12 protein-coding genes are annotated in these 13,556 nt (G+C 48.6%); 5 read left to right on the top strand and 7 right to left on the bottom strand.

Features of this window, described 5'->3' with window-relative positions:
- The first annotated feature begins 12 nt into the window (after nucleotides 1-12).
- The 4 genes from argA (at nucleotide 13) to U1F02_RS05135 (ending at nucleotide 4,403) form a co-directional block, all read left to right on the top strand.
- A complete protein-coding gene (gene argA, locus U1F02_RS05150) occupies nucleotides 13-1,341 on the top strand; it encodes an amino-acid N-acetyltransferase (RefSeq protein WP_409989295.1) in 1,329 nt (442 codons plus the stop codon).
- Between the two features lie 11 nt (nucleotides 1,342-1,352).
- Entirely contained in the window at nucleotides 1,353-1,811 is a 459-nt protein-coding gene (locus U1F02_RS05145; RefSeq protein ID WP_409989294.1) for a GNAT family N-acetyltransferase, read from the top strand.
- 77 nt (nucleotides 1,812-1,888) lie between these two features.
- Nucleotides 1,889-3,733, top strand: coding sequence for a dihydroxy-acid dehydratase (gene ilvD / locus U1F02_RS05140; protein WP_409989293.1), 1,845 nt, complete (start codon nucleotides 1,889-1,891; stop codon nucleotides 3,731-3,733).
- Between the two features lie 139 nt (nucleotides 3,734-3,872).
- Nucleotides 3,873-4,403: a DUF3833 domain-containing protein gene (locus tag U1F02_RS05135; RefSeq protein ID WP_409989292.1), complete on the top strand. Its 531-nt coding sequence runs from the start codon at nucleotides 3,873-3,875 to the stop codon at nucleotides 4,401-4,403.
- A 5-nt stretch (nucleotides 4,404-4,408) separates the two neighbouring features.
- Here U1F02_RS05135 and U1F02_RS05130 read toward each other — a convergent pair whose 3' ends face one another.
- From U1F02_RS05130 to rppH, 6 genes are all read right to left on the bottom strand, one after another.
- Nucleotides 4,409-4,918, bottom strand: a complete 510-nt coding sequence (locus U1F02_RS05130) for a dihydrofolate reductase (RefSeq protein ID WP_409989291.1) — start codon at nucleotides 4,916-4,918, stop codon at nucleotides 4,409-4,411.
- Nucleotides 4,919-5,068: 150 nt separating this feature from the next.
- The gene (locus U1F02_RS05125; RefSeq protein ID WP_409989290.1) at nucleotides 5,069-5,908 is read right to left on the bottom strand and encodes a thymidylate synthase; all 840 of its coding nucleotides are present in this window, start codon (nucleotides 5,906-5,908) and stop codon (nucleotides 5,069-5,071) included.
- 21 nt (nucleotides 5,909-5,929) lie between these two features.
- Nucleotides 5,930-6,805: a prolipoprotein diacylglyceryl transferase gene (gene lgt, locus U1F02_RS05120; RefSeq protein ID WP_409989289.1), complete on the bottom strand. Its 876-nt coding sequence runs from the start codon at nucleotides 6,803-6,805 to the stop codon at nucleotides 5,930-5,932.
- 71 nt (nucleotides 6,806-6,876) lie between these two features.
- Nucleotides 6,877-8,451, bottom strand: coding sequence for a hypothetical protein (locus U1F02_RS05115; RefSeq protein WP_409989288.1), 1,575 nt, complete (start codon nucleotides 8,449-8,451; stop codon nucleotides 6,877-6,879).
- 71 nt (nucleotides 8,452-8,522) lie between these two features.
- Nucleotides 8,523-10,799, bottom strand: a complete 2,277-nt coding sequence (gene ptsP, locus U1F02_RS05110; protein ID WP_409989287.1) for a phosphoenolpyruvate--protein phosphotransferase — start codon at nucleotides 10,797-10,799, stop codon at nucleotides 8,523-8,525.
- Nucleotides 10,800-10,921: 122 nt separating this feature from the next.
- Nucleotides 10,922-11,428: an RNA pyrophosphohydrolase gene (gene rppH, locus U1F02_RS05105; protein WP_409989286.1), complete on the bottom strand. Its 507-nt coding sequence runs from the start codon at nucleotides 11,426-11,428 to the stop codon at nucleotides 10,922-10,924.
- Between the two features lie 184 nt (nucleotides 11,429-11,612).
- On the opposite strand from rppH, the gene U1F02_RS05100 reads away from it, so the two are divergent.
- Nucleotides 11,613-12,269 carry an HAD family hydrolase gene (locus tag U1F02_RS05100; RefSeq protein WP_409989285.1) on the top strand — a complete coding sequence of 219 codons (657 nt, stop codon included), beginning with the start codon at nucleotides 11,613-11,615 and terminating at the stop codon, nucleotides 12,267-12,269.
- A 36-nt stretch (nucleotides 12,270-12,305) separates the two neighbouring features.
- Here U1F02_RS05100 and U1F02_RS05095 read toward each other — a convergent pair whose 3' ends face one another.
- A complete protein-coding gene (locus tag U1F02_RS05095) occupies nucleotides 12,306-13,499 on the bottom strand; it encodes a class I SAM-dependent rRNA methyltransferase (RefSeq protein ID WP_409989284.1) in 1,194 nt (397 codons plus the stop codon).
- Nucleotides 13,500-13,556: the final 57 nt, after the last annotated feature.

The following is a 13,556-nucleotide window of genomic DNA, read 5'->3' as shown; positions in this document are numbered from 1 at the left end:
AAGAGAACTATCGTGTCTGACACTCAAGCTTCAAAAACACAAGAATATGTAAAGTGGTTTCGCCATTCGACGCCTTACATCAATCGGCACAGCGACAAAACCTTTGTGATTATGTTGCCTGGCGAAGCTATTAGCCACGCAAATTTCCACAACATCGTTCACGACATCGCATTGCTGTGCAGTTTGGATGTGAAGCTGGTATTGGTTCACGGCGCACGCCCGCAAATTGACGAGCGTTTGCAAATGGCAGATACCTACAGCGAATTTCATGAGCGCTTGCGGATTACCGATTCCGAAAGTTTGAAGCTGGTGATTCAAGCCATTGGCGAAGCGCGCACAACGGTTGAAGCGGCGCTTTCTACCGGTCTGCCGAATTCCCCCATGCACGATGCCGACATGCAAGTGATTAGCGGCAATTTTGTTGTGGCTATGCCTTACGGTGTGATTGACGGTGTTGATTTGCAACACACTGGAAAAGTGCGCAAAGTGAATGTGCAATCGCTGCAAAGCGTATTGAACCCAGGCGCGGTTGTGCTGCTATCACCTATGGGTTATTCACCTACCGGTGAAATTTTTAATTTATCGTTTAGTGATGTAGCAACTCATGTTGCCAGCGCATTGAAAGCAGACAAATTACTCGCGTTTGTAGAAGGTAACGGCGTTACCGATGAAGACGGCAATTTGGTTCGTCAGTTATCATTGAGAGAATGCCAAGATTATCTCACCACTAACGGCGAACACTTGAACCACGATTTACAACAAGCACTCAGCGCCTGTTATTTGAGTTGTTTGCAGGGCGTGCAACGCGCGCAACTCATGAGCTACACCACTGACGGTGCGCTGCTTACAGAACTGTTTACGCGTGATGGCTTGGGCACCATGATTTATTCCGGCCAATACGAGCAATTGCGCAAAGCGACGATTGATGATGTTGCGGGCATTTTAAATTTGATTCGGCCTTTGGAAGAAGCAGGCATTTTGGTTCGCCGCTCGCGGGAATTATTGGAAACCGAAATCAATAAATTCCACGTAATGGATAAAGACGGAACCATTGTCGCCTGCGCGGCACTTTATCCTTACGGCGATATGGCGGAGTTATCCTGCGTGGCAACTCACCCGGATTATCGTAACGGTGGGCGCGCCGCTGCGCTTTTGCAGCAAATGGAAACCCAAGCGCGTAAGCAAAATATCAAGCAATTATTTTTGCTCACCACGCAAACGGCTCACTGGTTTATCGAACAAGGTTTTGAACAAGGCAAGTTAGAAGACCTGCCTATTGCCAAGCAAGTGCTTTATAACTATCAACGCAACTCCAAAATTTTTATCAAACCACTGATATAGATTTAGCCGCTATGGACATTATTAATCTGCGCGAAGCTCCGCAACATATTCCCGTGATTGCGCGCTGGCATTTTGATGAGTGGGGTTATTTGAACCCGGGGAAAACGCTTGAGTATCGCATTGAGCGCATGCAGCGATACTTAAGCGATACCCCAATCCCCAGCATGTTAATTGCGGTGGAAGGCGATGAAGTTCTGGGCACCGCCGCTTTAGTTGAATCAGATATGGATAGCCATCCTGAGTTAACACCTTGGCTGGCGAGCGTTTACATTCGTGAAGATCAACGTGGCCGCGGTTTGGGCAAAAAGTTGGTGAAAGCACTGATGGATTTTGCAGGTCAGCAACACTTACCGCGTTTGTACCTTTTCACGCCAGACCAAGCGCCGTTTTACGCGAAACTGGGTTGGCAAACGCTGGTTGAAGAGACTTATCGCGACACTCCCGTCACTATTATGAGACTGGATTACTAACTATTCTTACTGCGGCTGGTAGCGCGCATCTGGTAAGATGGCCGACTATCTGTTAGCCGCTATTATCGAGGTTAGTTATGCCGGTTTATCGTTCCAAAACCACCACATCAGGCCGCAATATGGCCGGTGCCCGCGCCCTCTGGCGTGCAACGGGCATGAAAGATGACGATTTCCAAAAACCCATCATTGCCGTTGCCAACTCTTTCACTCAATTCGTCCCCGGCCATGTGCATTTGAAAGACCTCGGCCAATTGGTAGCGCGTGAAATCGAAAAAGCCGGTGGCGTTGCTAAAGAATTCAACACCATTGCCGTGGATGACGGTATCGCCATGGGTCACGACGGTATGCTCTACAGCTTGCCCAGCCGCGACATCATCGCCGACTCCGTAGAATATATGGTGAATGCGCACTGCGCCGACGCGATCGTGTGTATTTCCAACTGCGACAAAATCACCCCCGGGATGTTGATGGCCGCAATGCGCCTGAACATTCCGGTGATTTTCGTCTCCGGTGGCCCAATGGAAGCCGGTAAAACCAAACTCGCCGACCATAAACTCGACTTGGTTGATGCCATTGTTATCGGCACCGACAAAAATGCCAGCGACGAAAAAGTGGAAGCCTACGAGCGCTCCGCTTGCCCTACCTGCGGCTCTTGCTCGGGTATGTTTACCGCCAACTCCATGAACTGTTTGACCGAAGCATTGGGCTTATCCCTGCCAGGTAACGGCTCTACCCTTGCAACCCACGCTGACCGTGAACGCCTGTTCCTAGAAGCTGGCCGTCGCATCGTTGAGATTACCAAGCGCCATTACGAGCAAGACGATTACAGCGTTCTGCCGCGCTCTATCGCCACATTCGAAGCTTTTGAAAATGCCATGGCTCTGGATATCGCCATGGGCGGTTCAACCAACACCATTCTTCACTTGTTGGCTGCCGCGCAAGAAGGCGAAGTGCCTTTCACCATGACGGACATCGACCGCTTGAGCCGCAAGGTACCACAACTGTGTAAAGTTGCGCCCAACACGCCCAAATACCATATGGAAGATGTTCACCGCGCTGGCGGCGTATTCGGCATTCTGGCCGAATTGAATCGCGGTGGCTTAATCCACAACCACGTCCCCACCGTTCATAGCAAAACCCTGCAAGAAGGCTTGGATAAGTGGGACATCGTCAGCACCTCGTCCGAAGAAGTTGCTAATTTCTTCCGCGCAGGTCCAGCAGGCATTCCTACACAAGTCGCCTTCAGCCAAGCGACTCGCTGGCCAACTTTGGACGCAGACCGCGTTGAAGGATGCATCCGTTCCGTTGAACATGCCTACTCCAAAGAAGGCGGCTTGGCGGTGTTAAAAGGCAACATCGCAGAAGACGGCTGTGTGGTGAAAACCTCAGGCGTGGACGAAAGCTGCTGGGTATTTGAAGGCCCTGCTTATGTAGTGGAAAGCCAAGATAAAGCCGTTGCCGACATTCTTGAAGGCAAGGTAAAAGCAGGTGACGTAGTAGTAATTCGCTACGAAGGCCCCAAAGGCGGCCCGGGTATGCAAGAAATGCTGTACCCCACCAGCTACCTCAAATCGCAAGGTTTGGGCAAAGCTTGCGCGCTGTTAACCGATGGACGTTTCTCCGGAGGGACTTCAGGCCTATCGATTGGCCACGCCTCACCCGAAGCGGCTGCAGGTGGCGCCATTGGCTTGGTACAAACTGGCGACATCATCAAAATCGACATCCCCAACCGCAGCATTAACGTTGCGCTAACGGAAGCCGAGTTAGATGCACGCCGCGCGGCCGAAAATGCCAAAGGGGCAGCTGCGTGGAAACCAACAGAAGTTCGCCCACGCAAAGTCTCTGCGTCTTTGAAAGCCTATGCCATGCTGGCAACTAGCGCGGATAAAGGTGCAGTGAGAGATTTAAGCAAGTTGGATTAATCTGCGCACTTTCACTCACTAAAAAAGCCAACCTCGTGTTGGCTTTTTTTATTCTCATTATTTAAGTGCCTTCAATTTCATCCATTCAGGGCTAGGCAACGTATTCTCAAAAGATAACCTCAACAACACTAGGTCTTTTATGAAACGCACCTCCCTTGTTTTATTTCTTGGCGCACTACTGGCGTTAACCGGTTGTTCCAATATCACCGTCAACGATTACTCGAATAACACACCAAAACTCAACCCGCAGGAATTTTTCTTAGGTGATTTAACCGCAAAAGGCGTGGTTAAAAATCGTAGCGGAAAAGTGATTCGCCATTTCACCGCCACCATAAAAGCCTCCTGGCAAAACAACATTGGTACGCTAGAGGAGAAATTTATTTTTAATGATGGTGAAATTCAATACCGCACATGGACCTTAACCCCAACTCAACCCACATACTTTAATGCCACCGCTGGCGACGTAATTGGCACGGGCAAAGGCAAATTTGCGGGCAATTCAATAAATTTAAATTACGTACTGGCAGTGAAATACAACAACTCAACCATCAATGTAAAAGTAGACGACTGGATGTGGCGCGTTGACGACAAAACAGTGCTGAACGAATCAACACTGTCTAAATTTGGTTTTAAGGTGGGAAGTGTTCAGTTGGTAATTGCGCGAAATTAACGAAATTACTTTTGTTTCTCGAATATTAAAAACGTGTGTTTAAATTTAGCATCTTCCTCGCCCGCCAGCTCAGAAACCAAAGCCCATTGCTCAGGAGATAGCCTAGGAAAAAATGCATCTGCACCTTCTACATCAATATCTATTTTGGTGAGGTAAACGCGATCGGCAATTGGTAGTGCGTGACGATAAATTTCCGCACCACCAATTACCATCACTTCTTCAGCAAGGCTCGATTGCTCACCGCGAAATTGTTGGGCGATTTCTAACGCCTCTTCAACACTTTTTGCCACTAACACGCCTGCAACACTCCAATTTTTTTGGCGAGTGACTACGATATTGGTTCGGCCTGGTAACGGCTTACCAATAGATTCGAAAGTTTTGCGCCCCATGATGACGGGCTTACCCAAGGTCACCGATTTAAAATATTTTAAATCTTGCGGCAAATGCCAAGGCAGCTCGTTGTTGCGACCGATCGCATTATTTTTTGCTGTAGCAACTATAAGGGAAAGTTTCATAGCGATTTGCTCGAACGATTAAACTGTTTTGCCAAAATAAACCTGCGGAGCCTTATTGGCTCTGCGCGATATAGGAGTATGAATAATCAAATTAGATTTAAAAATAAAGGCGCTGGCGCACATAAGCTGCGCTCTTAGCAGACCTTTATATTAAATCGCGATGGGTGCAACTATACGTGGATGCGGCTCATAACCCTCGAACGCAAAATCATCCAGCTCGTAATCAAAAATAGACGCGGGTTTGCGTTTGATAACCAGCTTTGGCAGCGCGCGCGGCTCACGGCGCAATTGCTCGTAAACAATCTCGTCTGTAATGTGATTGTTATACAAGTGGCAATCGCCGAAGGTATGCACAAAATCACCTACGCCGAGATCACATTGCTGCGCAATCATGTGCGTAAGCAATGCGTAGCTTGCAATATTAAATGGCACGCCCAAAAAGAAATCTGCACTACGCTGGTAAAGCTGGCAAGAAAGTTTTCCTTCCGCCACATAAAATTGGAATAGAGTATGACAAGCCGCTAGCGCCATGCGCCCTTGCTCAACGTTTTCCTGCGGGCTTTTAGATTCGTTCGGCAAGTCGGCTGGGTTCCAAGCGCTCACAATTAGGCGACGTGAATTGGGGCGAGTTTTAATTTGCTCGATAACTTCGCTGATTTGGTCGATGGTAGAACCGTCGGGACATGCCCAGCTGCGCCATTGCTTACCGTACACGGGTCCTAAATCGCCAGACTCAGTTGCCCATTCGTTCCAAATGCTGCAACCGCGCTCCTTCAACCAATTCACATCAGTGCGACCTTGTAAGAACCACAGCAATTCCACAATCACACTTTTTAAATGGACGGTTTTGGTGGTTACCAAGGGGAAACCCTCGTTCAAATCAAAACGCATCTGGCGGCCAAATACGGAGCGCGTTCCTGTACCTGTGCGGTCGCCGCGAGTGATGCCGTTATCCACCACATCGCGCATAAGCTCAAGATATTGCTTCATAAACCAAATCCACGAACAATTTTATTGGGGCGCTATGCTAGCAGTTTCCGCAGCTTTTTTTTGGGCTAATTGCTTTTTGCGCTCAGTGTAGTAGGCGTAACCCAATAGCCCAAAACCGGCAATAAACATGGGCAAGGAGAGAAGCTGACCGCGGGTAATGAAACCCAAAAGATCGAAACCTATATCTGCATCTGGCTCGCGGAAGTTTTCGACCAGGGAACGGAAGCACGCGTAGAGCACCAGAAATAGGCCTCCAACAGCACCACGGGGTCTGGGCTTAGCGGAGAACCAAAACAGCACAATAAACATCACCAAGCCTTCTAATGTTGCTTGGTAAAGTTGGGATGGATGACGGGCAATTCCCGCAGGGTCACCGGCTTTGGGGAAGACCATGGCCCAAGGAACATCCGTTACACGCCCCCACAATTCTTGACCAATAAAATTCCCCAAGCGCCCAAACCCTAACCCCAGCGGAACCAGCGGGGCAACAAAATCCATCAACGCCAAGTAAGGAACACGAATTCGGTGGGCGTACACATACATGGCCAATAACACACCAATCAAGCCGCCGTGGAAGGACATCCCCCCCTCCCAAATACGGAACAACCACAGCGGATCACTCATCCACCGATCAAAGTTATAGAAAATCACGTAACCCACGCGGCCACCCAGAATCACCCCAAAGGCTCCGTAGGTGATGAGGTTCTCTACTTCCACTTTGGTGATAGGCGAATGCGGCTTGCCGCTACGGTACAAGGCTAACAACCACGCCGATAAAAACGCGAACATGTACATAATGCCGTACCAATGAACCTCAAGCGGTCCAAGGGTTTTACCCATTAAATCGAATGGGCCAAGAGAAACGGCAACGGGGTCGAAGTTGGGAAATTGGAGCATGGCTAATCATCACTTACTTACATTAGAGCGCTATAAGGCCACGCTATTCCTAATATTGCAATAGGCGCTAGCTAAGGGCTCGCGGCCAGATTTAGCGGTAATTTAAGCAGCATAAATTGATCATACACGCCACCTTTGTCGTCCTGAATTTGCATAAATGATTCTTCGCTAACTGACTCAGCAAATGTACTCAATGTGCTGTTTTTAGTGATGACAATTAGCCCTTCTCTATTTTTTTCGTTTAGCAACTTAGGAATATCTACAGATTTAAAGTTTTCAGGGAGCTGCTGAATCGTATTGGCGGGGAAAAAATAATGCACAATTTGTGGTCGATCCAAATCAGTAAGGACAATGCTCCCTTTTGACAACCGAACAACTTCACCTAGCTTTTTATAAGCTATGAATTCGTGATTTGTGGTGCTGTTGTACTGAATTCCCACAACTTGACCGGGAGTGCCCGTTGCACTCCATGAGAAGATAATATCTCGATAAATATCAAAAACTTTGGTTACCAAAGGGACGGTAAATACAACTAAAACCCCAATAACCAAAACCGGTTTAACTGCACGAAACGAACTGAAAAATAATCCGATTAATGAAATAACCATGAGAGGAGCTGCAGGAGCGATCATCCGAGTATCTAAATCCATATGAGATACAAGCCGATTAACGACTAAGAACAGCAGGTAAACCAATACCCAAATAGATGCACAAAAGGCAACAGTCGACCCATAGCCAACATTGGTTTTATTTTTATGGCGAACAACAAAAGCTAACAATGCCAAAACACCCAGAGTCGCCAGAGGCCATAGAAAAATAGAAGATGAGAAAAACTCCTCGCGCAGCAATACAACCAACGTCTTTAAATCACTACTCAATACAGCTGTAGACCCACTTCTACCGCCTATAGGTAAGCCAGTCAACACATAATTACGAATCAACAACGGTGATATCAAAACCCCAAATAAACCAACCGCAACTCCTATCAATCGCAGTCGATCTTTATAAGGAGCAGAATTAATCAATGCTACATTGCAAATTAATGCAGCCAGAAAACCTAATGCTGCATAGCGAAGATAAAAAGCTATCACAAGAAGGCATGTGCTAAGCATCACGGGTAATAATTTTAGTTTTCCAGATTGGAGCGAATATATAAATACAAAGAACGCAGCAAAAACGACAGGAATAAAAATTGTTTCACTCCATGCGTACAAATAAGTCACCTGCATACTTGGCAGAAAAGCCAATAGCAGAACAGACCCAACAGCCGCCTTGTAATTCCAAGTATTTTTCACGAGATGGAAAAACAGAATTAGCAGAAGCCAGAGAGAAATGACATTGATCAATACGATAAAATGGCCCGCTTTTACGCCCAAGACCTGATCATGTGGAAGAACTGCAGATAATACGAGCGGATATAACGGAGGCCACAATGTGAGCGGATAAAACCCATGTCCATTTAGCGAATAGTCGGGCAAAGATAGTCCATGCCCAAGCAAAATTTGTTGCGCCACACTCAAATAAGACAATGAATCCATGCTCATTGCCGCACCAAAAGGAGTGTGAGGAATAACCTGCAAACCTGAAACGATAAGTAAAACAAAAACCACAAAATATGAAATTACTGAGGCAGAAAACTTTTCCATTAAACATCCTTCAATGCAAAAAGCAGGAATATTCCTAAGAAATATTCCTGCTTCAATAACGCTATAAAGTTTTATTCCTCAAAATCATCCGAGCCCATCGGGCGTATGAGGCGGGTTACGTCGGCGTCGTTCAAGGCCTGCTCCACACGTTCGCGAATTTGGTCGGCGTTGCTCATGGTCATGACTTCGGCGAGCAAGTTTTTGGCGAGATCCAAGCTGATGCCGCGAATAACGGATTTCACTTTGGGCAAGTTGGTGGCGCTCATCGAGAGCATGTCAAAGCCCATGGCCATCAATAGAATGGCTGCACCAGGGTCGCCTGCCAACTCGCCACAGATACTGACACTAATGCCCTGAGCGTGCGCTTCGTTGACGATATGCTGCAAAGCGCGTAGAACAGATGGATGAAAGGCTTGATACAAATCCGCTACGCGCGCATTGTTACGGTCAACAGCAAGAAGATACTGGGTAAGGTCGTTACTACCGACCGACAAGAATTCAGATAAAGCCGCAAGTTCACGCGCTTGGTAAACCGCAGCAGGTACTTCGATCATGGCGCCCACGGGCGGCATTTTGACCTTGTAACCTTCTTCCACCAACTCTTTGTAAACGCGGGTAATCAAGGCTTTGGACGCCTCCATCTCCGGCACGTTGGTGATCATCGGCAGGAGTATACGGAGGTTGTCTAAACCCTCACTCGCTTTAATCATGGCGCGAACTTGCGCGAGGAAAATCTCGGGGTGATCAAGTGTTACGCGGATGCCGCGCCAGCCGAGGAAAGGGTTATCTTCCTCGATGGGGAAGTAAGGCAATGCTTTATCACCACCGATATCAAGCGTACGAATTGTCACAGGCAAAGGCGCGAAGGCGGCTAATTGCTCGCGGTAAATTGCACGCTGCTCTTCTTCTGTGGGGAAGCGATCACGCATTAAAAATGGAACTTCGGTGCGGTACAGGCCAACACCTTCAGCACCACGCTCAAGTGAACGCACCACGTCAGCCATCAATCCGGTATTTACCCAAAGAGGCAAACGGTAATGATCGCTGGTTTCGCAGGGCAAATCTTTAAGCGCCTCCAAACCTTTGAAAAGCGCTTGCTCTTCAATATCGATAGCGGTGTAGTGCTTGCGAACGTGTTCGTTGGGGTCGCTATAAACAGCACCGCGATATCCATCCACGATTACGGGGCGACCATCCATTTGCATAAATGGCAGGTCTACCGCACCCATCACTGTGGGAATATCCATAGCGCGGGCGAGAATCGCTACGTGGGAGTTACTTGAACCCTCCACGGAAACTAAACCTACCAACTTCTCCTTGGGAATTTCACCCAACATGGAGGCCGTAAGCTCTTCGCCTATCAGGATTGTTTTCTCAGGGAATACACGTTTCTTGCGGTTAGATTCCTGCAAATAGGCCAACACACGACGTCCAAGGTCACGTAAGTCAGTAGCACGCTCACGCAAATAGGGATCGTGCATGCTGTTGAAGGTTTGTTCGTGCTCGAGGATAACCTCGCTCCACGCGAAGGATGCGTTGGTACCTTTACGGATACGTTCGGTCACTTCACCACCGAGAGACGCATCGTCCAACATCGCCAAATAGGCATCGAACAGGGCACGCTCTTCGCGGTTCAGGCGCTCTTTAAGCTGGGCACCCAAGCCCTTGATGTCTTCCCGCACCGCCATAAGGCAGCGCTGGAAAAAAGCAATCTCGGCTTCTACATCTTCACACGGCTTATAGGGAACGGAACGAAGATCGGCTTCTGGCGCGATTACAACAGCCTCACCTATAGCGATACCGGGCGCGCCCGCGACACCCATAAAACGGGCTTGAGTGGCAATTTCGTTTTTGCCGCGATTTACGCCGCCTGTTGCTTCGGCGTGAGCAATAACACCTGCCAATTGGGCAGACATGGTGACTAAAAACGCTTCATCACCTTCATCAAAACGACGTTGTTCCACTTGCTGTACAACCAGTACACCAAGCACTTTACGTTGATGGATGATGGGAACACCGAGGAAGGAGCTGTAGCGCTCTTCACCGGTTTCGGGGAAATATTGGTAATTGGGGTGAGCTTCGGCTTGCTCAAGGTTTATGGGTTCTTCGCGCGCAACCACACGGCCGACCAAACCTTCACCTGCTGCGAGACGAACATTACCTACGGCATCCTGATTCAAACCGTCGGTAGCCATGAGCACATAGCCACCGTCGTCATCGCGCATGTAAACCGAGCATACATGGGTACGCATGGCTTCTTTAACGCTGGTTACAATAATGCCCAATGCCGACGGCAAGTCACGCGCGGCATTTACTTCCTGGACAATCGAACGGAGCGAATTCAGCATAGAAACCATCAGACCTATTTATTGTGCGAACATTTATTTTGCGAGCATCTATCTTATGAGTAGCTTAAGCACATGTTTGTACGAGCGAACAACATGGGCGATGGGTTTCGCCCATGTAATTTTTATTTGGTCTCGGCGATTAACTCAAACTCCATTTGGGCATGAACCAAAGACAACTCTTTCAGGGCACGGCGATAAACGTCTTTCTTAAATGACACAACCTTGCCCAGCGGATACCAGTAGCTTACCCAGCGCCATGCGTCGAACTCGGGGCGGCCGCCATTATTCAGGGAAATACGCGAATCATCGCTGCGCAGACGCAGCAAAAACCATTTTTGTTTTTGGCCGACGCAAAGCGGTTGGGAGTTGTGGCGAACCAGCCGATCTGGCAAGCGATACCGCAACCAGCCACGGGTGCAAGCCAAAATCTCTACATCCTGTGGGTGCAGGCCAACTTCTTCATGAAGTTCGCGGTAGAGCGCTTGCTCGGCGGACTCGCGCTCGTTAATACCACCTTGCGGAAACTGCCAGGCATCTTGCCCGCCTACCCGACGCGCCCAAAGCAATTGGCCTTGGTCATTCGTCAATACAATGCCCACGTTGGGGCGAAAACCATCGCTATCTATCACGGGAGTCATCCCTAAAAAATGTTGGGCTGTGGAACAGCTTTTTCCGCACTATAACAGGCTTCTGTAAAGCCGCAAGTCCTTGTGAAACAACGGCTGTAAGTAAATCTTTGTTGAGCCGCCAGAACGCACTGGTTATGCTAGGCGCCCTTATCCAAGCCCCTCATTTTGCTCAAGAAGGTAACCCGTGCGCCTCGCTATTTTTGATCTTGATAACACGCTTTTAGCTGGCGACAGCGATTACTCCTGGGGCGAATTTCTCGTCCAAAAAAAATTGGTTGATGCCCAAACCTACGCCGAAGCCAACGATCGTTTTTACCAACAATACAAAGCGGCAACTTTAGACATTCACGAATACCTGCGCTTCTCGCTCGCGCCTTTGACTCGCTACAGCCTTGATGATCTGGCCGTGCTGCACGCTGAATTTATGCGCGATTTTATTGAGCCTATGATGCTCCCCAAGGCAAAGGCACTTTTGCAAGAGCATCGCGCCCAAGGCGACTATTTATTAATCATCACAGCAACCAACAGTTTCGTGACCCACCCTATTGCCAAGCATTTGGGTGTGGATGACATTTTGGCGAGCGATGCCGAAATTGTGGACGGTCGTTACACGGGTAATGGGACGGGCACGCCATGTTTTCAGGGCGGAAAGGTCGTGCGCTTAAATGAATGGTTAAAGGAAAAGAATTACGATTTGACGGATGCCTATTTCTACAGCGATTCGATTAACGATTTACCGCTCTTGGAAAAAGTCCCCAACCCCGTCGCTGTCGATCCGGATGATCGTTTGAGAGCAGCCGCCCAAGAACGTGGGTGGAAAATACTGAGTTTGAGAGATTAAAAAAAGCCGCTTTAAAAGCGGCTTTGTCGTTTTGATTTATGCCAGATAAACCCGCGCAAATACTGCTTTCAGATAATCCGTTTCTGGAATGGCCGGATGAACAGGGTGATCCGGCCCCTGCCCACCTTGCCCGATAATTTGCACATGACGGTCCAAATGGCGACCAGCAGCGCGAACGATTTCGACCAAAGTATCTTTGCCCAAATGCATGGAACAGGAACCGGCAACCAGCAAACCATCGCGCCCTAATAAGCGCATTCCCAATTCATTGATGTGACGGTATGCGGCTTCGCCTGCTTTTTGGTCTTTACGTTTTTTGATGAACGCTGGCGGGTCGAGCACCACAACATCAAAGCGCTCATCCTCAGCAATCAAATGCTTGAGCACATCAATGGCTTTTCCTTCAAAGCAAGTCACCTTGTCTTGAACACCATTGAGCGCCGCATTTTTTTCTACGTAATCCAGCGCGGCTTCAGAAACATCCACACAATAAACTTCACTCGCACCCGCTACCGCCGCCTGAACACCCCAGCCGCCAATGTAGGAGAAAACATCCAGTACACGCTTACCCTTTACGTATTGCTGAAGCTGCGCGCGGTTAACGCGGTGATCGTAAAACCAACCGGTTTTTTGGCCGCCTTGAACCGGCGCTAGGAAACGTGTACCGTTTTCCACCAGCTCAACCATGTCGGGCACTTCGCCATAAGCAACTTCGGTGTACTCGGGCAAATTTTCCAAGGCGCGGGCGCTGTGGTCATTGCTCAATAAAATACCCAAGGGTTTGATAACTTGCACCAAGGCTTCAACGATCTCTGCCTTAACCAATTCCATACCGGCACTGGCAATTTGAACTACCAAGTAATCCCCAAAACGATCCACCACCAAACCGGGGAGCAAATCTGAATCGCCGTAAACCAAACGATAAAAAGGCTCATCAAACGTTAGTTCGCGCAAGGCCAAAGCTTGCTTGAAGCGATGAACCAAGAGCGATTTATTGAGCGGATGATTTTCATCGCGGTTAATAATGCGCCCGCAAATCAAACCCGTAGGATTCATCAAAGCGATACCCAAAGGCTTGCCTGAGTGGGTTGTGACCAAAGCTTGCTGGCCCAGCTCAAATTGCTTGAGCGGCGAACGGGCAACATCGACTTCGTTGCTGTAAATCCATAGGTGACCTAATTTAAGGCGACGGTCGGCTTGGGCATTGAGAATTAAGGTAGGTAAAGGCATGAGGCAATCCAAGGGAAGGCGGAAAAGGCGCGAATTATAGCGGGAATCGCTCTTAAA

The organism is Cellvibrio sp. (assembly GCF_046347455.1).
Lineage (GTDB): Bacteria > Pseudomonadota > Gammaproteobacteria > Pseudomonadales > Cellvibrionaceae > Cellvibrio.
The sequence above is the reverse complement of the archived record's forward strand: the minus strand, read 5'-3'. Positions and strand labels throughout refer to the sequence as shown.